At 45.1% G+C, this 19,300-nt stretch carries 14 protein-coding genes; 1 reads left to right on the top strand and 13 read right to left on the bottom strand.

All coding sequences use genetic code 11. From position 1 onward, the window contains the following. Positions 1–40: 40 nt before the first annotated feature. The 13 genes from HI950_RS12360 to HI950_RS12300 form a co-directional block, all read right to left on the bottom strand. Entirely contained in the window at positions 41–1,744 is a 1,704-nt protein-coding gene (locus HI950_RS12360) for a type 2 periplasmic-binding domain-containing protein (RefSeq protein ID WP_223285241.1), read from the bottom strand. 74 nt (positions 1,745–1,818) lie between these two features. After that, positions 1,819–2,718 (bottom strand): carbohydrate ABC transporter permease, encoded by a 900-nt coding sequence (locus HI950_RS12355; protein ID WP_223285240.1) that lies wholly within the window; start codon positions 2,716–2,718, stop codon positions 1,819–1,821. Continuing rightward, positions 2,719–3,612 carry an ABC transporter permease gene (locus tag HI950_RS12350; protein WP_169082449.1) on the bottom strand — a complete coding sequence of 298 codons (894 nt, stop codon included), beginning with the start codon at positions 3,610–3,612 and terminating at the stop codon, positions 2,719–2,721. It abuts the gene before it with no gap. Between the two features lie 334 nt (positions 3,613–3,946). Next, complete coding sequence (locus HI950_RS12345) at positions 3,947–4,786, bottom strand: formylglycine-generating enzyme family protein (RefSeq protein ID WP_169082450.1); 840 nt, start codon at positions 4,784–4,786, stop codon at positions 3,947–3,949. A gap of 294 nt (positions 4,787–5,080) precedes the next feature. After that, entirely contained in the window at positions 5,081–5,719 is a 639-nt protein-coding gene (locus HI950_RS12340) for a glycoside hydrolase family 11 protein (RefSeq protein ID WP_169082451.1), read from the bottom strand. A gap of 608 nt (positions 5,720–6,327) precedes the next feature. Next, positions 6,328–7,164 (bottom strand): nucleotidyltransferase domain-containing protein, encoded by an 837-nt coding sequence (locus HI950_RS12335; protein WP_169082452.1) that lies wholly within the window; start codon positions 7,162–7,164, stop codon positions 6,328–6,330. 13 nt (positions 7,165–7,177) lie between these two features. After that, entirely contained in the window at positions 7,178–8,227 is a 1,050-nt protein-coding gene (locus HI950_RS12330; RefSeq protein WP_187768080.1) for an inorganic phosphate transporter, read from the bottom strand. A gap of 22 nt (positions 8,228–8,249) precedes the next feature. After that, positions 8,250–9,341, bottom strand: a complete 1,092-nt coding sequence (locus HI950_RS12325; RefSeq protein ID WP_169082454.1) for a GTP-binding protein — start codon at positions 9,339–9,341, stop codon at positions 8,250–8,252. 26 nt (positions 9,342–9,367) lie between these two features. After that, on the bottom strand, positions 9,368–11,821 hold the full coding sequence (locus HI950_RS12320; protein WP_169082455.1) for a GH116 family glycosyl-hydrolase: 2,454 nt from the start codon (positions 11,819–11,821) through the stop codon (positions 9,368–9,370). Between the two features lie 54 nt (positions 11,822–11,875). Then, on the bottom strand, positions 11,876–14,494 hold the full coding sequence (locus HI950_RS12315; protein ID WP_223285239.1) for a GH116 family glycosyl-hydrolase: 2,619 nt from the start codon (positions 14,492–14,494) through the stop codon (positions 11,876–11,878). 144 nt (positions 14,495–14,638) lie between these two features. After that, positions 14,639–15,520 (bottom strand): carbohydrate ABC transporter permease, encoded by an 882-nt coding sequence (locus HI950_RS12310; protein WP_169082456.1) that lies wholly within the window; start codon positions 15,518–15,520, stop codon positions 14,639–14,641. Between the two features lie 29 nt (positions 15,521–15,549). After that, positions 15,550–16,437, bottom strand: a complete 888-nt coding sequence (locus tag HI950_RS12305; RefSeq protein ID WP_169082457.1) for a carbohydrate ABC transporter permease — start codon at positions 16,435–16,437, stop codon at positions 15,550–15,552. A gap of 78 nt (positions 16,438–16,515) precedes the next feature. Then, the gene (locus tag HI950_RS12300; protein WP_169082458.1) at positions 16,516–17,829 is read right to left on the bottom strand and encodes an ABC transporter substrate-binding protein; all 1,314 of its coding nucleotides are present in this window, start codon (positions 17,827–17,829) and stop codon (positions 16,516–16,518) included. 425 nt (positions 17,830–18,254) lie between these two features. On the opposite strand from HI950_RS12300, the gene HI950_RS12295 reads away from it, so the two are divergent. Beyond that, positions 18,255–19,241 carry a LacI family DNA-binding transcriptional regulator gene (locus HI950_RS12295; RefSeq protein ID WP_169082459.1) on the top strand — a complete coding sequence of 329 codons (987 nt, stop codon included), beginning with the start codon at positions 18,255–18,257 and terminating at the stop codon, positions 19,239–19,241. The last annotated feature ends 59 nt before the right edge of the window (positions 19,242–19,300 follow it).

Raw genomic sequence — 19,300 nt, 5'->3', positions numbered from 1 at the left:
AGCAACCTCCCTATAGGGGTTGCTCCATCATCTTTTACAGCTAACCTTGCTCTTTCACCAACGCTTCATATTGCTCCTGCCATTCTTGCTTGATCTCAGTCCAGTGGCCGCGTTTCTCGAGCGCATCGCGGAACGCCTTCCAGGTTGCTTCGAACTGCTCGTCGCTTGTGGACATGATGAACTTCGCTCTATACTCTTTGCGGATGTTCTCAAGCTCAGGCAAGTATTTTTCTAACAAGCCGCCTGCCTTCGCTTTAACCAAATCATAGGTTTCCGTGCTGCGCACGGCGCCCATCTGTCCTACCGTTGCCGTGAATTCCGCCGTTTTTTTGCTTCCGGCTTTATCGCTTTGGCCATAGTTCCACCACGGATACCAGTCGTTATTGTAGGAAGATATCATGTACAGCTCCGGCGTTACTTTAGCTTTCTGTGCAGGCTCGCCGGAATTACGGGCTTTTTCATACTCTGCGTCAGTGTATTTCCATTGACCCAGCGGCTGGTCGATCCATCCCCAGTACTTTCCTACTGGTCCTTCGTTAATGACATGTTGTTGCTCCGCTTTCGGCTGAAGCGAATAATCGAGGAATTTCAAAACCGCGTCTAGATTTTTGGAATTTTTGCTAATGTAGACATCATATCCTGGATACGGATTGATGACGGCGTTCGCTCCAAGCTTCTCGACACCCTCTACTTTAGGGAATGGTACGACTTGATAGAACCAGCCTGGCTCAGTCGGTCCGTCCAGCTGTTCCCAAAGCGTAGGATCCACATTAAAGAAGCTGCCTACATTCATCGCTACGCGTCCGGCTTTGTTTTTCTCCTTGTAGCGTTCCTTTTTGTCGGTTACGACCTCGGGATCAACCAGATTGGAACGATACATTTTGTTCATCCATTGGTAAGCCGCTTTATACTGAGGGTCGTCATACAGGAGGACGAGCTCGTCGCCCTTCTTCTCCGCGGGGATAATGCCGCCGCCCGTTGTTACGCCAAACGTGCTCAACACCGCATTTTCATCATTCCAGCTTGCCGTATCGTTAGGATCCATTAAGAAGCTAAGCGGAAGTAAAGGCTTGCCTGACTCGTCTTTCTGCTCAGCCGCTTTTTTCAGAAACGCTTCGACCCCTTCGATAGTAGCCAAATCCTGAGTGGTCATTCCGGCTTTCTCCAACACGTCCGTGCGGACGAGCCATGATTGGGAAGCCCAGCCCGGCCATGGATTGTCAGGGTTTTGATCAAACCATGTCGGAATCGACCATATATGCCCGTCGGCATCTTTCATATCATCCAAGTACTCCTTGGGAATCGCCGCAAGATTAGGATATTTATCAGGCATATCAAAATATTGCTCGACGGACAGCACTTTATTGGAGCGGATCATCGCTGCTTTCACGATTTCGCTGCGGCCGAATACGGCTGCATCTTCAAAGCCGCCCGTGTTCAGTTTTAAGTTAAGCGCCGTTACCGCGTCGCCCTGCGTTGCTTCAAGCTCAACCGCGATACCCGGCTCCTCTTCTTTCCAATATTTTTGGACGAGACTGTCATTGTTAATCGTCGCCGACCAACCCAGCCAAAGATTGAATTTTTGCGGCCCCTTCGCGCTTTCGCCGCCGCCTTGTTCCGCATTGGCGTTATTCGTTTCCTTGTTCGATGAATTCGAACCGGAGCAGCCTGCGACGATTGTTAACACTAAAACCATGGCAAGCAACATAAGGCCGCCATTCTTTAACCGTTTGCCCTGCATCATTCTGTTTTTCTCCCCTTTTCGATTGCATGAATAATGGTATATGATTAATCGCAATACCCTTTAGTAATCGGCTTTTATCCCTTGACGGAGCCGATCAATACGCCCTTCACGAAATACTTCTGAAGGAATGGATACACACACAGAATCGGAATGGCGCTTACCATTACGGTTGCCATTTTGATCGACATGAGCGTCACGTTTTGCATTTGCGACCCTCTTGCGAGCGCTTCCTGATTCGAGTTCGAACCTAAAATAGCCGACATATCCTGCGCCGACAATAACTGCTGCAGAAATGTTTGTACCGGAATCAAATCTTGCTTGGTCACATAGAACGCTCCGGCGAACCAATCGTTCCAATGGCCGACGGCGGTAAACAAACCGATTGCCGCAAGCATCGGCTTCGATAACGGAACGATGATCTGCAGCAATATGCGGAACGGACCTGCGCCATCAAGCTCTGCAGACTCAATAAGTGCCTCCGGGATACCCTGGATGAACTTCAGCATAACGAACATATTCCAAGCCGAGAACATGCCGGGTATGATATAGACCATAAAGTTGTTAATAAGTCCTAGATTATACAGCTGGATATAGAGAGGAACAAGTCCGCCGCTAAAGAGCATGGTGATCAAAATATAGCTCAAAATCGATTTGCGGAACGGAACCTGATGATAAGATAAGCCAAAAGCGACCATCAGTGTGACCAGAAGGCCCGCTATCGTGCCGAGAACCGTACGTGCGAGTGTAATCAGATAAGCATGCTGGATGACTTCATTCCCCAGCACGATTTCATAATTGATCAGCGTAAATGCCCTTGGCCATAAATAGACCCCGCCCTTCGCCGCATCCGTCCCCTCATTCAGCGAGATCGCCAACATGTAGGCGAACGGATAAAGTACGGACAGACATAGCAAGAGCATTAAGATGACAAGGATGCTTTGTGAGAGTCTTTCTCCGGATGAACGTTTCTTCAATTACCATAACCCCTCGCCATTCAATTTTCTGGATATCTGGTTCGTAACGACGACTAGAATAAGACTTATAACGGAGGACAGCAGCCCAATTGCAGTTGCCATTCCAAAATAACCCTGTTGAAGGCCGCTTCGAAGCACATACGTATCCAGAACATCCGCTACCTGCATGTTCGCGGGATTCATGAGCGGATAAATCTGATCCATGCCTACCGCTATCAAGCTCGGAATGCTAAGGATAAGAACGATCGATACAGTAGGCATAATGCCCGGCAGCGTCACATGCCGAATTTGCGCCCACTTCCCTGCGCCTTCCACCTTGGCTGCTTCATACAGCTGCGGATCAATAGCTGATATAGCCGCGAGATACAAAATCGTATTCCAGCCTACCTCTTTCCACAAACCGCTAGACACAATCATCGGCCGAAACCACTCTTCCGAGCCAAGGAAAAAGATCGGTTCCCCGCCCATCTTCGTGATCAAGTCGTTAGCCAATCCGCCATCTAGCGTCAGAAACGATTGCAATATATAAGCGACGACAATCCAAGAGAAGAAATGGGGCAAATAACTTACAGACTGAACGAACCTTTTGAAGCCCGCATGCACCAATTCATTTATCATTAAAGCTAAAATAATCGGAGCCGGAAAACCGAATACAAATTTCAATACAGAAATGAACAACGTGTTTTTTACGACTGTCCAAAACTGCGGTTCTTGTAAGAACGAAAAGTTTTGCAAACCGACCCAATTGCTATCCCAGATGGATGACCCGATCTGAAAATCGCGGAATGCGATTTGAATGCCCGCCATAGGAACATAGTTAAACAGAAACAAAAGCAAAACGGCCGGAAAAATCATTACATATTGCCAACGATATTTGTATAGTCTTGCTAACATAATGTTGCTTCCCTCCCTCTGTTTTTCATTGTAAGGGGATTCAATGGAGCAAACCATATAACGGTGATTGGATTTTCATCGTAATCATTTGTATTTTAATCCTTGCTCGGATCTTTCACACACTATCCATAAACAAACGAAAAGACCGGGAACAAGCGTTTTTCTTTATTTTCTTTCAAAATAAAGTTAGACGAAAATGAAAAGACCGGTTAGCTCAATTGATAGCTAATCGGTCTTTTCGTTATAGCGATAATATTAATCTCCCGTCAAGCGTAAGCAATAACATTTCCGCTTTCATTCCCGTATCGCAGCACATCTTTCAAGTCATGACCGCTTACTCATCGCGACACACACGAAAACCTTGATCGGGGCCCAAGCCATTCGCCTCGAAATTGCTCAGATAAGATAACTCATCGACGTCGCCCATCCAACCGCCGCCCTTCACAACCCGGGTAGAGCTACTATTACTATCCAAGTCTCCGTACCCGTTCCAGCACCATTCCCTTACATTACCTGACATATCGTAAAGTCCTAACTCGTTGGGTTTCTTGACACCGATAGATTTTGTTTTATTATGGTTGTTTTCTACCATAGGCCAATTCCATTCTCCTGATAAGTACTTATCTCCAGCGTTTTTCCAGTACCATGCTACTTCATCTGCATGATTGCTTCCGCTGTAGGTGTAACTCTTGCTCATCTGACCTCCACCTGCAGCATATTGCCACTCCGCTTCTGTCGGCAATCGGTAACCATTAGCTCCCGCATTGATCGTTACTGTCCATTTTATATTATCGTTTTCACTCTTATTTTTCGGGTCTTTTTTATTCTTGTCTATATGGTAATACGGTGTTAAGCCCTCTTTTATGCTTCTATTATTACAGTACTCCACAACGTCATACCAGCTTACCATTTCTACCGGCAAATTGTCGTCTTTGAATTCTGAGGGATTACTTCCCATTACCTCGATCCACTCTTTTTGAGTTACCTCATATTTGCCGATATAAAAATTCGATAATGTTACATTTTTCCCATAATAGTTGGACTTTGTGTTCATAAAAGACCCGCCTTTGACTAATACAAAGTTATCATCAGGCATTTTATCAGGCTTTTCTTGCAAACAAGCGCTAACAACAGCCGTTATTGCTATTAAAAGGAAAATTAATAACTTTCTCATAGATGTATCTCCTTTAAACGGATAGGAAAAATTTTAGGCCGTGACGGCCTACAATTCGCGTCCGCCAACATCAAAAACTCGCTTACTCGAAAGCGGTCCCCGCCGGGCCCCTTCCCTCTTCTAAAACATAATATTCAAGTAGGTTGTAGATTGTAGCGTTTTTTGAAATATATAAGGCCGCCGGCTGTGAGGCCGGCTGGCCTTAACTTAACAAATATCAAATGATTAAAACACTTTCTCAATACTCTGGAAAAGGTTGGGCGCCTGTCCGTTGCCCTGCTTGCAGGTGACCTGTTACCAAACCGTTACGTTAGAGCTACCACTGCTTTGATATCCCTCTGTCGCTAACACCTGGTAGGACCAACTGCTCCCCAGATTCATTCCTTTACTCTTCCATGCGTTAACGTGGTTGCTAAAAGTGATAGCGGCGTTGCTGCCTGTCGCTCTCTTCGACTGACGGACACTCCAGAACTGGGTGAACGTTTTTGTGCCGTCAATGGAAGGTGCGTTGACTCGCTGAGTCGTATAGATGTCATATGTGCCACCATCACTGGACACGGTGCCTTTATGCGTTCCTGTAGGTCTGTAAGTGCCCCAGGTATCAACGACGTAATATTCTATGAGTGAGTTTCTTGTCCACCCATAGAGAGTCAAATACCCATTGCCGGACGGCGCCCAAACGCCGGCATTGTAGTTTACTGTCCTAGTTGGTGATCCGGTATTCCAGCCTTTACCGACAACAAAATTCCCGGTATTTGACCAGTTGACGCTGTAATTTCCACCAGATCCATTGGTAGCATTTACTGTCCCACCACCATCGGTCCAATTTTGCCAGTAGTCCGTCGCTGCATTTGCGGTTGCTGCAAACAAGCCGGTAATACTCATTGAAGCTGCAATAACTAACATCAAGATTTTCTTATTAAACTTAATCATATTTTACCTCCTGATTTTTTTAATTTTGCGACTATTTCCTGCGTACTACTTGAATATTACCTTTTACAAATCACTCCCTTTCATTTTTTGTCGGTTGTTTCTCTTTGCAGTACATAACTTATCCTGTGTCTATTCCATGAAGTTCTGACTGTCCTTCCTACCTGAGAAGAAATTTTCTTTCAAGTATAATTGCAATACAATTTATGTATTGCATAACTAAATTATAGAAAGTAAGCGCATACATTACTACTTAACAAATTATAGATTTACCCCCATATTATTAACTATCTTTAGAAGCCATCGAGGAAACGAGGTTATAACGGGTTCCGTCACGTTGGAAAACGATGGGATTGAAATAAAGAATACAAATGAACCGGAAGTAGGAAATGACTTCAAAAGAAGTAACAAGATAGCATGCTATGACGGGGATAAACTTAACTTGAAGGAGCAGCGAAAAACAAACAAGCTGGCGCCAGTTGAATACCGGCATCAGCTTGTTATTTAGTATTTTTAATGTTAAGACTAACCAATCAAGCAATGTAAAAACCACAGCGCTGCCTTAGCGATTGGTTAAGATGAAGTATACTGATGACCAGAAAAGTTTTGGATCAGTTGAGCAAGCGTTTCGTTTCCTTTACCAGCGCTTCGACCTCGTCGATGGACGATTCCATACGTTTTTTATCATCTGTCAGGAGCGTAAAGCTATGGCGAATCCTGGCTTCGAACCGGTCGGGGCTTCTAGGGAAGGCTGCGCATGCAGCAATCGCCCCTTTCTCATTCAACAGATAGACTTTGTTTATAGCGAAAAGTATTTGTGTCAAGCAACTGACAGCTCGGAAGAGATGGCCCGCAACATAGGAAACATCTTTCCTGCTTATCCCTTTCCTTGCATTTGCAAGCGAAAAATCCGCCTCCCACAAAAATGCCGAAACAATGGCATTCTTCAGTGCGTCAGGATAAGGTTCAGTAAGATTTTTCAGCTGTTTGATTCGGCCATTGGGATCCCACAGGCTCTTGCAAACTGCCGCCTCCCCCATATAGATCGAACTGCAGAAGGCATGAGGATGACCAGCCTGATAATGTACCGATATTTTCCCTTGCAAGCAATCATCCACTACAGCGCTAACCTTGTCGAGATCCCTGTATAGAAAATCAACAGGTACCGATCTAATTTCCAACCATCCTCCGCCATTAATCCAAGGCCCCCACTCGCCGATCCGTGTAACGAGATTTTTCTGTCTCGAATCGTCAAGGTCTGCCGCTGCCTCCTCAAGGGCGCCGGTGTCGATTGGATAGGCAGATGCGTAATATAAACCGACATCTATATCAGATTCCGGAGTATGAGTGCCTCTCGCGCGTGAACCTCCTAGGACAATCGCCTCGAGACCGGGAATTTTCTGTAAACGCGAAACCGTTTCCTCTAAAATAGATTCAATGTCCTGCATATACGCCTCCTGTTTAAAATATACGATACAACATGAATGCGGCTGCGGCCAGTAAACCCGCTCCCGGAACCGTTACAATCCATGATAAAACGATGTGTCGTACGACGACCCAGTTGACTGACTTTACTCCTGAATGCAGATTTGAGCCGATAATTGCGGAAGAGGATACATGCGTCGTCGATACCGGCAGTCCCAGTTTACTCGCGAACATGACGAGCAGACTCGTTGTTAATAATGAAGATAGACTGCTTTTATCGTCAAGGTTCGTGACCTTCTGAGAAAGCAGCTCCGTAACGGCCGCTCCTTTAACCAGGCTTCCAATGCCCATTGCCACCGTAATCAACAAGAATAATGAGAATAACGTATTCATTTCAGCGCCATCGATCCCAATGAGAGCAGCCATTACGGCAATGCTTACAATTTTCGGCACATCGTTTAAGCTTCGGACAAAGCAGATCGCTCCGCTGGACAACCAGATCAATATTTTTCCTGCTTGCTTCGGCAAACGAACGTATTTAACTACGTAGGTCAGCAGCCATGCTATGACTAAGCCGACCAATGGACCCAATAACAATGGCATCACTACTTTCTCAACCAGATTTCCCCACAAAATGCTCGATAACCCATAGGATAAGCTCCCGACTGTCAGGATCGAACCCATTATGGCATGGGTAGTCGAGACAGGCAGAGCGAATCGAGTTGCAAGCGCTACCCAAAGCGCTGCTCCGACAGCTATCATCAGCGCCATATTTCCGGTTATCGGAAAATGGGATCCTATTAGTCCTGTCGTAAACAATTTCAACAATTTCATGGAAATAAAAATCGATAATATACCGCCGATTATCGTTACGCCTGCCCCATAGATCAGTGCTGTCTGCTTATTGGCAGCCCCGGATGCCAGTAAAGGAGCAATCCCTTTAGAAACGTCGTTTCCGCCATTTTCAACGGCTAACCAAGCTACAACGATAAAACCGATCACGGTCTGTATAGAGAATCCTTTCAGAAGCCCTAAAGTGATGAATAGCAGAGTCGTAATTACAGCGATAGATAATCCCGTTATCAAATTGGCGACCGTCTTATTCAGTTTAAACCATTCTATAAGATGGGACCGGGCGGCTAGGAGCAAAACAATCCATCCTTTCAACCGATACAGTAAGCGCAGACGTTTCCCTTAATCCACGCATCGTGCCGGTAAATATCTCTCTCAGCTGTTCAGATCCAATATTTACGCGCGCATTAACCCAAATGGTCACGGCATCCGATCGCCATTGCAGTGAGGTCGTATGATCCGCAGTATAAGAGTCCTGATTATGAACGGCGCTTATTTTCAAGCTGTGTTTAGCATCCTGTGCCCACAACTTTAGATGTGCCGTCTCTGCTTTCAGCGATCTAAATGAAATCAACATTCCTTCTATGATGGAGGAGCAAACTTTTCCTACATCAAACATAGGTCCATTCAAAGCAATGCTGGCGTTTAACCAGCCAAGCTGCGCTTCGCCTTCCGCATAAATATCATAATCAATATCAAGCACCGGCAAAATCACAGATTCTGCGTGCTTCATATAATGGAGCCAATCCGAGAGGCCGCTGCCTGTAAGCGCGGATAGCTGCAGCAAATGTGCCGACTCGAAGTTACTTCTCAATCCGCTTTTCAATCCATCGATTTCATCTGCGGACAACAAATCGGTCTTGTTCAATAAAATGCATCCAGCATCCTCCAACTGCTTCTGGAAGAGATACACAATTTCTTTCGTAAAAGCTGCGGACTGCGACATCATTGCCGCCAAACGACCCGGGTCAACAACGACACTAAGCGGACGAACCTCCAATAACTCGCCGTGCATGGCTTGCAATGGCCTAATAACTGTAGCCGTCAAATCCGTGCAGCTGCCTACCGCCTCGGCAATGATCACGTCGGGACTGTGGAGTTCAATAATTTCGTTGATAGAGTCTGCTAGTTTTTCGAAGCGGCAGCAAAAGCATCCGCCCTGAATTTGCTGCAGAGGCAATTCCTTGCGCAGCACCATTTTCGAATCGACCAGTTGTTCACCTTGATCGTTTGTAATACATGCCACTTCAAGGCCTCTCCGTCGCAACAGATCTGCTGCGGACAGCATCAGTGTAGTCTTCCCGGATCCCAAAAATCCGCTTATCAAAATAAGCTCTGATTTTCCCATCAAAATCCTCCTAAGATGGAGACTTCTTATAACATGAATTCTTTACCGCATGCATGTACCTTTAAGCCCGAAGTCTCTCCGTACAGCACCTTCACTTCGATATCGTATTCCCCGCTTTGTGCATTTTGTTTCTGACTGTAGGTCCCCCACGCTCTTCCCGTACTCCAAAAACCGGTATAGTCCTCTTGATTAATAACAGGCGCGAACTTCATTTCGCCGCGGGACATATCAAATTCAAAACCGCTTAGTGCAATGAGCAGTCCCCAGCTTGACATTGACCTTGCATAATGATGTCCACATTCCACTTCATTCCACGGATTACGGCGGTAACCGTCGTGGCGTTCGCGCACTGCTTTTACGATCGTTAACCCTTCGTCAATCAAGCCTTCATAGATGAGATGGGTCGCCACATGGTATTCGATTCCCGTCCATACTTCGTCGGAGTAAACGAACGGCAGCTTCGGACGACCGCCGCTCGGCCATGAGCAAAGAAGAAGGCCTTTCTCATCATTTAACGCATAGGTGCGTTGGCAATTGACGTGATTTGAAAAATCAGTTTTGAAATTATGCTTATAGACGGCATGAATGGCGCTTTTAACCCTCTCCTTCGGTAAAAGATAACCTAGACCATAGAGATGGGCTAACTGCTGACCAAGCATTTGATCCGATAAGCAGCCAATTCCATGCTGATATTTGTAGGCATTGACATTTTCCAGCCGCTGAACGTAGTACTCTCCATTCCACAGCAGCTCATCAAGGCGCTTCGAGCTAGCTTCAAATGCCTCTCCATATTTTCGCGCAACTTCATCTTCACCAAGATAGGCAGCCATTTCCTGTCCCGCACGGAGTGCGCCTAGGAAGAAGATTCCAGTCAAGGGATTCGGCCCATAAAATTCAATGTCGTAAGTATTATGCTGGACACCATCAAAGACCAAATCTCCATCCGTATCCCAGTGTATAGGGGCATAGTTTAAAGTTTTCTTTATTGATGGCCACAACTTGCGCAGGAAAGCATCGTCACCCGTCAGCTTCCACTCCCGGTAGGCACGCATTATCGTTCCCATTTGCCCGTCGGCGGCGGCCGGCGCGGATTGTCCGTGCCAAATCCATTTGGCATCGAACATTTTTAAGGAGCGAAATTCCATTTTCCCGTCTTCCTGTACTTCCTCCAGAAACTCATTTTGCCGCATATTCTGCTCCAGCTCCGGAAATAGAAAAGCAAGCGTCTGAGCATAGTTCCAAACATGTGTACATGTTCCATCACAACAGCCCGCCTCGTCAAAACAGCCCTCATAACCAAGAAAAAGGCCATTTATCAATCGAAAACAAGTCGTGCTCCTAAGTACGGTTATATTGCTCGATACCGCATCGATAACGTGCTCCGGCAAAGTGCTTGAAAACAGCGCATTATGAAAAAGCTTCGTCTCTCGCTCCAAACGAGCACGGTTACTCACGAGATATGACGCCGCTGCCCAAGAACTCTCAAATTTGGCGGCATAATAATTCTGTGTAAGCTGCCTCCCCTCTTCCTTCACGCAAACATTCTCGCTCCACCCATTTAACCGATTGGGGAAGTACCAACTCAATATGAACACAAACTCTTTCGTCTCGCCGGGAGCCAATGTTTCATACACGCCAAGCGATCCTGTATCGGTTTTGTTCTTCTCGGATGGCGTTTCGTAACCTAGATCGTTCAGCAGGCCGTCTTCGGTGAAGTCATCCCAGTATTCCTGAAGAAAATCGTACCAGGCTCCGCGAAGCCATGCGCGCTTGTGCGTCAACTTTTTATTTGTCGTTACTAGGGCCAGGTTTCCATAATGCTCATCTTGAGGAGCGAGCTTGCTGGAACCGAATAATAATCCCGCGTATTCGCCTTCTTGACGAAGCTCGTTTACATTCCCTTCCGTATTCTTTAAATCCAAATTGCCGAAACGGTCGAAATTCACCCCGCCGACCGGATTCATCAACGAACCTGCGATAGTAACATCAACGGGTAGATCGGAAGTGTTCGTCACCCAATAGGTTAAATAGGCTCCGGGAATACTGGAATCGTCTACGTTTAACGGGATAAAAGGCGTAAAGGCTTCTAGGGTGACTTCTATCGGCAATTCCCTGTCTTCGAAATCGACCCACATGATAGGGTATTCCCCGCGGAGAGTCGACTTTTCCATTCGCGGAAGACCCGCTCCTGTTATGGGATGATACCCATGGGAGATGCTGTGCGGCGGATTTAATCTCGATTCCAGCACCTTGGCTACCGGTTCGGCTCCTTCCTGCTTAGCCCATATGGAGAAATAGGTATTGGGCATCATGCTCCCTTTGCCTGGACGATTAAAGATTTCCCAATCCCGAAATTCGCCCCTGCTGCCGATAGAGATATTTCCTGTACCGATACCTCCGAGCAAGAAAGCCGCTTCCTTCGCTTCACCAGGATAAGTCCGCTGAGCAGTGGTCTTGTACAATTCCTCTTTTGTATACATGTTATTTTTCACCCTTTCAGCTTGCCATTAATGACGTAACCTTGAGTAAAGCATCTATTTCAATAACATGACCAATCTGCTTCCCGCTTCCAATTGAACCGCTAAAGCGAATGTGATTGCATTCCCCATTCGGTCAACTGCTACTGGCTTATCGTTCAAATAGACCTCAATCGTTTCCTTTCCGTCAAACAAGTCACTTTGGAAGCTGCTTAATTCTAATGAACCATAGCTAACTACCAATTGGATTTCTCCGTTCTGATGAATGAAATTCCCCCAAGCACGATTAAGCGACCAGAAGCTTTGGAACTGCTCTTGATTAATTTTCGGGTTGAAGCCGATATGCTTTCTGAGCATATCAAATTGAAAACCGCTGAGAGCGAGCAATAAAGAATAAGAAGCCATGGATCTCGCATAGTTGCTGCCGCATTCAATTTCATTCCAAGGATTCCTTCTCTCGCCGTCGTAACGGTCGCGAACAGCCTTCACAGCATTTAATCCCTCTTCGATTAATCCTTCATAGATCATATGGCAGGCAGCCTGATACTCGAATCCGTGCATCGTTTCGTCCGCATAGGGCACAGGTACCTTCGGGCTGTTCCCTTTCGGCCAAGTGGAGATAAGCAAGCCTTTTTCATCATTGAGCGAGTATATTCGGCAGGCATTCGGATAATCGCGCATGGTTTCGATAAAGTTATATTTATAGATTGATTCAAGTGCCTTCTTCACTTTGTCCTGATCAAAGATGTAACCAAGCCCTATAATATGAGCATGCCATTGCCCCAGTACCTGGTCGATATGGCAGCCTTCCCCGATTTGATATTTGATTTCTTCTAATTCCGGATCAATCGGGAACCTCTCGTCCTGGAGATCTATCAATTGATGGAAATACTCCCCGTTGAATAGATTTTCTCCCACCCATTTACGGCCTTTTTCATACAGCTCCACATATTTCTTGCCTGCTTCGTCGCCAAGCGCCTCCGCCATTTCAGAAGCGCAGAGCAATGCCCCATGGTATAAGCCGCTGATATACGAATTCGGGCCATAAATTTCCACATCTAGCGTATGATGCTGAATCCCTTCCATGACGCCGTCACAATCTTTATCCCACCAGTCCATATTCGTCGGATTCCAGGCAAATTCGAGCGATTTTTTCACCTTCAGCCAAATGGACTTCAACCACGCCGTATCCCCTGATATTTTCCATTCCCGATAAACTTTAATAATCGTACCCATCTGCCCGTCCGCTGCCGCTCTTTCTGGTCCAGCACAGTCCGACGTGTCCATTAGCGTTCTTTCAATGGGCAGCATAATTCGAAATGCCATCTTCCCATTGTCATACATGGTCGCTTTATACTCCGAGTTGATCATGGAGCGAGCGAGCGACGGGAAGAGGAACGGCGTAACCTGCTCATAGTTCCACACATGTGTACAAGTGCCTTCACAGCAGCCTTCCTGTCCGTGACAGCCTTCAAATCCGTACAGCGTTCCGTCTGTAAGCCTTGCGCAAGTGGGTGATTTCAGAATAGAAATGTTGCTGGATACCGCATCGATCACATAATCAGGCAGCGTTGAATGAAACAGCGTATCTTTAAACGAGAGCGAATCCCGGTACAAACGGTCAAAATTGTTCCATACGTATGCCGCGGACTTTGTTGAATCTTCAAAAAGTGTGGCATAGTAGTTTTTCCAGCTAGGCAGCTCACATTTTTCACCGTCACGGCATTCACCAGGGTTCCAAAAATTAACGTAGTTAGGAAAATTCCATGTAATCATAAATCGAAATACGCCTTTTTCCCCAGGCGCCAGCTTCTTATGACTGCTTAACAAGCAAACGTCATTTCGATTATACGTAGCGATTGCTGCTTGTTCCCTAATCAAATTATAATTGCGGTCTTTAAACTTTCCTGGCGCAGCGAACTCTTTCCAGAACACGGTGAGATTATCAAACCAACCTCCGCGATACCAATAGGTCTGATAGCTTACCTCTTCCGAGTCCGTGCTTAGTGTAAGGTCACCGAATTCACGGTCCTCTTCTTTGAAATGAGTGGAAGACAACTTGATGCCTTTGTAATCGCCAAAATCCGTAAAGTCATTCCATGCATCTTTAGTAAAAGGATTTGATAGATTGCCGACAAGACTAATATCGAGCTCCTCATGTGAGGTGTTAACCACTTCATAGGTGAAAATAGCTGCTGGAATGGACGAGTCCTTATCATTAAGAGGAATCAATGGATTGAAGGCGGTCAGCTTCACATCCAAAGGAACCTGATCGTCAATAAATTGAATCTCGCCAAAAGGATACTCTCCTTTGAATGATGTTGACGTAAAATGAGGAAAACCGGCTAGGCTTTCTCTCTCAACGCCGAAGCCGAAGCCTCTGAACTTTTCGTTACCTCTTCCAGAATATTGTGGATGCAAATCCCCGTTTAGTACTTTCGCCACTCTAACTTCACCTTTATGCTCAGCTTTAATCGCGAAGAAGGAAAAACCATTATAGCTGTTCTTATTCGGTCGATTGAATATTTCCCAATCGATCAAGCGACCGTTACCTGCGAGCCCGATGCAGCCAGACCCGATTCCGCCAAGCGGAAAAGAAATCTCATTTGTTTTACTTCCGGTATACGTAAAGCTCTTCTCCATTTTGTATAGATCATTCGGTTTTTGACCGTTCATCCCTTTTTCCTCCCAGTCATTATTAAATAATGAAATAAATCATGATCTTTATGAAACCGTACTTCATTGGCGAAATGAGCGAACGAAGTTTTTGTCCATTTGGAACAGTTTTTTTTGTAAATAGCCCATCCGTTTTCTTCCTCCTCACATTTTCAAACCACCGGCTGTTATTCCCTCAACGAGATATTTTTGTCCGAAAATATAAAATATTAAAGGTACGATAAGCGACAGCGCAACGCCGGCAAGGATAGCGGATAAGTTTCCTGAGCCAAAGGTGCCATTCAGAACGGTCATTCCGATAGGCAGAGTCATTTTCTCAAATGTGTTCAAAAATATTAAAGGTCTAAAAAAATCGTTCCAGTGGGAAATAAAGGTCATAACCGACGTAACAGCAACCGCCGGGAAAACCATAGGTAAAACAACTTTCAAGAAGACCCACATTCGACTGGCCCCATCCATGTAGGCGGCTTCATCGTAAGTCGATGAAATCGTCATCATCATTTGCCGAATCAGGAAGATACCTAGCGGATTAATCAAAGCAGGCAATATCAGCGCCCAATGAGTATCAACTAGGCCAAGCTTGGAAATAAGAATGAACTGTGGAATAATCGTGACTTGCCCTGGGATCATCAGCCCAGCGAGAAAAACCATAAAGATCGTGTTTCTGCCTGGAAACGAAATACGAGAAAAAGCAAAAGCAGCCATACTGGAAATAAAAATATGACCGATAACGATGACAATGGAAATTTTCAGGCTGTTCACAATGAACGCTGTAAATGGTACCTGCTGAAATACTTCCATATAATTAGAAAAGTTAAATGTGGTCGGGAAAATAGCCGGCGGTAGCGAAAATGAATCCTTTGGCAGCCGCAAGGATGTGGACACAATCCACAGAAAAGGAGAAATCATAAGAAAACACAGCACGATAAGAAAGCCGTCAAGAATGAAACCTCCAACTCCTTTGCGTGACGCAGTACGGATACGATTTTCGGGAAATACACCGGCGGCCTCAACTTTCCTGTTCATCTTCGCGATACCTCCTTATGAACACGTCTTTACTCTTGATCATATGAGACCCACTTCTTGCTAAAGGAGAATTGAAAAGCAGTAATCAATAAGATGACTAGGAAAAGACTAATTGACACAGTCGATGCATATCCCATTTCATGATGTTGGAATGCAATTTCGTAAATATACATATTTACGGAACGGGATGCATCACCAGGTCCGCCGCCCGTAATTAGATAAGGCTCATCGAATATTTGCGTCGTACCGATTAATGTCGTCACAAGCACAAAAAACAACATTGGCGAGAGCATTGGAAGCGTAATGTTGAAAAACCGCTGAATCTTGTCAGCCCCGTCAATCTCGGCAGCTTCATACAGCGTTTCCGGAATATTTTGAAGGCCGATAAAATAATACAGAAAAGCGTTTCCGATAAACTTCCAAAAGCTATAGAGAGCAACCGCCAAAAACACCCAGTTCGGAGACTGCATCCAAGGAACCGCATCAATACCAAACAAGCTAAGAAAATAATTCAATATACCGAAATCTGTATTAAAAATAAATGACCAGGCCACGGCAACCGCTGCGGAAGTCGCAAGAACCGGAAAATAAAAGACAGTCCGGTAAAAGTACTTCCATCCCTTCGCCATCTTACGTTGTACGGCAAGTGCGAGAAGCAGCCCCAAAATGACATGGAGAGGCGTTAGGATCAAAATGTACTTGAACGTATTCCAGTACACTAAACCGAGTCTATCATCTTGGAAAAACTGCTTGATATTGTCCAAACCAACGAATTTAGAAGGAGTAATAATGTTGTATTCAGTGAAGCTAAGAATGATAGAGGCCACCACAGGCTCGGCGATGAACACGAGAAACAGCAATATGGCAGGAGCTAAGAAAAGGTAACCTACGATGATATCTTTTGTCTTCTTCGTCATTTTTTATCGATACCTCCTCCAGAGAAACGTTGCCGCAGCGGACTCTTTAGCCCGCTGCAGCCGCCGTAAGGATAGGAACTACTTCAATATTTTGTCAATCTCCTCTTTAGCTTTCTTCATAGCCGTTGCAGCATCTGATTGGTTGGATAGGATTAGTGATAGATAGCGATCGAAAATACCTTGTACCTCCGCATACTGAACAGGTGATTCCACTGCTTTCGCAATATCCGCACTTTCGGCATAGATCGGCCAATTGGTCGCCGGGGTCTTCGGCAGCACCTCGTCCATAACCGATTTTCTAGTAGGGATGGAGGCATTCGACAGTGTTGTTTTCTGCGAATAGGCACCAGCTAGAAATGCGGACAGCTTGTAAGCCGCATCTGGATACTTCGTGGACTTAAGCACTGGGAAAGCACCCGAGCCGAATATGACTTTATTGGTTTTGAGGGTCGGCAGGAATTGTACGTCAACAGCTTTAAAATCATTTTTATCATAAGAGGCAAACGGCCATTTACCGGCAGACATCATCGCTACCTGGCCGCTCATCAACATTTGGATTTGGTCATCCTTAGGGTTTGGAACCGGCGATACCTTGTATTTATAAATGAGATCTTGGAAAAATTGCATGAGCTCGATCGCGTTCGGATCGTCAAGCTTACTGGTCGTCATTGCCTCATCCAGTACGCTCGCTTCGTTATTAAACAACCATGCCGAAGCACCGAAATAGTAGGCAGGGATCGCAAAGCCATAAGACTTTTTGCCATCCTTCTCTGTTGTCAGCTTTTGAGCGTAAGTAAGAAAATCATCTTTGGTCCAGTCTCTTCCTGGAACTTCCAGTCCTGCCTCTTTCAATTTATCCGTATTAAAATGCATGACCACGTTGTTCCAATCCCAGACGAATCCGTAGGTCTGGCCGTCGACTACAAACGGAGCTTGAACCATTGGATGGATGTCGTCATAATTGTCAAGCGCGTTAGGGTCCTTTTCCATATATGCATCCAGTGGAAGCAGCAAATCCTGCTTGGCGAACATCTGTATACCTTCAATCGCTACACGAATGACATCGGGCGGATTGCCCCCAGCAATCATCGTTTGGATTTTATTGAAATAATCTCCCCAAGAGCTATTGACCACTTCAATCCGTTTGACCTTGATATTAGGGTATAACTTATTGAATTCTGTCAGGACATCTTTGAGCTGCGCATCGGAAGCTTCGTTTTTACTCCAAACGAGCGTTAATTCAGCTTTCTCGTCGCTGGAAGCACCATTGCCTGATGGGTTAGAAGCATTTGAATTCTTGGAGTCGTTAGAGGAATTTGAATTTGAAGAATTACATGCTGCAAGACTAAAGCACAATACAAAAATCAAGCACAACATGATTGTTTTTCTCAAATAGAACACCATCCTCGAATTTATAATGTTGGTTCCTCGCCAGTCGTACAGCGGAAATACGAGCAAAACCCACCCTTTATGCATTCGAATTTCATGAGGTATCCCCATTACCGTTCACGTGAACGGAAAAGAGTAAAAAAAATTTACTGATTCAATCAAACAGGCCGATGGAAACACCACCAAGAATAAAAGGCTCTTAAGTTAGGTGCCCATCACCGCCTTTTTCAATAATTACGAGATCACCGTGCACGTGAACTATTTCATTGTATCAGCCGTTTTTTATTTTGTAAACGTTTTATTTTTAATCTATTTATGTAGGATTTCTGGATAAATTTGTTTTCGTGCACATGAACGGATTGACCTGCTTGCATTTCTGTTATACGATTATTGGAGCAGAATATGTGATGGGAGGTTCCTTGAGAGTCATGCAAGTAACTAGCAAACAGATCGCGGAGATATGTGGAGTGACCCGAGGAACGGTCGACCGCGCGCTCAACAACCGCCCAGGAATCAGTGCAGCAACTCGTGAGAAAATATTAAAAGTAGCCGAAGATCTTGGGTATCGTCCCCACTTTTTAGCTCAAAGCCTTGTGAAAGGACAGACCAAAACATTGGGGGTCATATTATTTGATATTCATAACCGAATATTCTCCCAGCTGTTCCACTCGTTCGAGGAGGAAGCAAGAAGACAGGGCTACTTCATTTACCTCGTACTTTCCAATAAAGATAAAAATCTTGAAATTGAGTATATAAACAGCCTGTTAGACAGAAGAGTTGATGGAATTGCGTTATCTCCAATCAATAGTGGACTCAAGTTCGAATCATTTCTTAATAGATTGAATATTCCGATTTTATCTTTTGGTAATCGACTATCCGCAAGGTTTCCTTTTGTCTGGATTGATGACAAACAAGCAATGAAAGACGCTGTTAACCATGTCGTTTCCAAAGGATACCGGGACATTATTTATGTCAGCCCCCCATTGCGCAGTAAGGGTAGAGAAAATATTTACAGTCCAGAACAAAGACATAAGGGATTTCTAGAGGCTTGTGAGGCTTTACCCGACATCCAGTTTAACGTCGTAACCGACAAGGATTATTTAACGACTATCAATCGATTGATACACGAATCGAAAGAAAAGCCGGTGATCCTTTGCAGCAGCGATATCTATGCGTTAGATATACTGCGGTATCTAAAAACACAGAAAATCAGAGTACCAGAACAAGTCGGAGTCATGGGTTTCGACAATATCGACATTCTGAATTACGTCAATCCTCCGCTCACCACGATCGACTTTAATGTAGACGAAATCGGGAGAAGATCAGTCGAGCTATTAATCGGAAATATTAAAGGAAATGAGATTCCTCTTCGCACAAATGTCGCATACACAATCATCGATCGCGACTCGCTTTAATATATTCTGGATGGATAAAGCTTCTAAAATGTCCCATGGTTATGAACGAAGCACTTTAT

The sequence above is a fragment of the Paenibacillus sp. PL91 genome (assembly GCF_012935325.2).
In the GTDB taxonomy this organism is placed as follows: Bacteria; Bacillota; Bacilli; order Paenibacillales; family Paenibacillaceae; genus Pristimantibacillus.
This window is presented reverse-complemented; position numbering and strand designations above follow the sequence as displayed.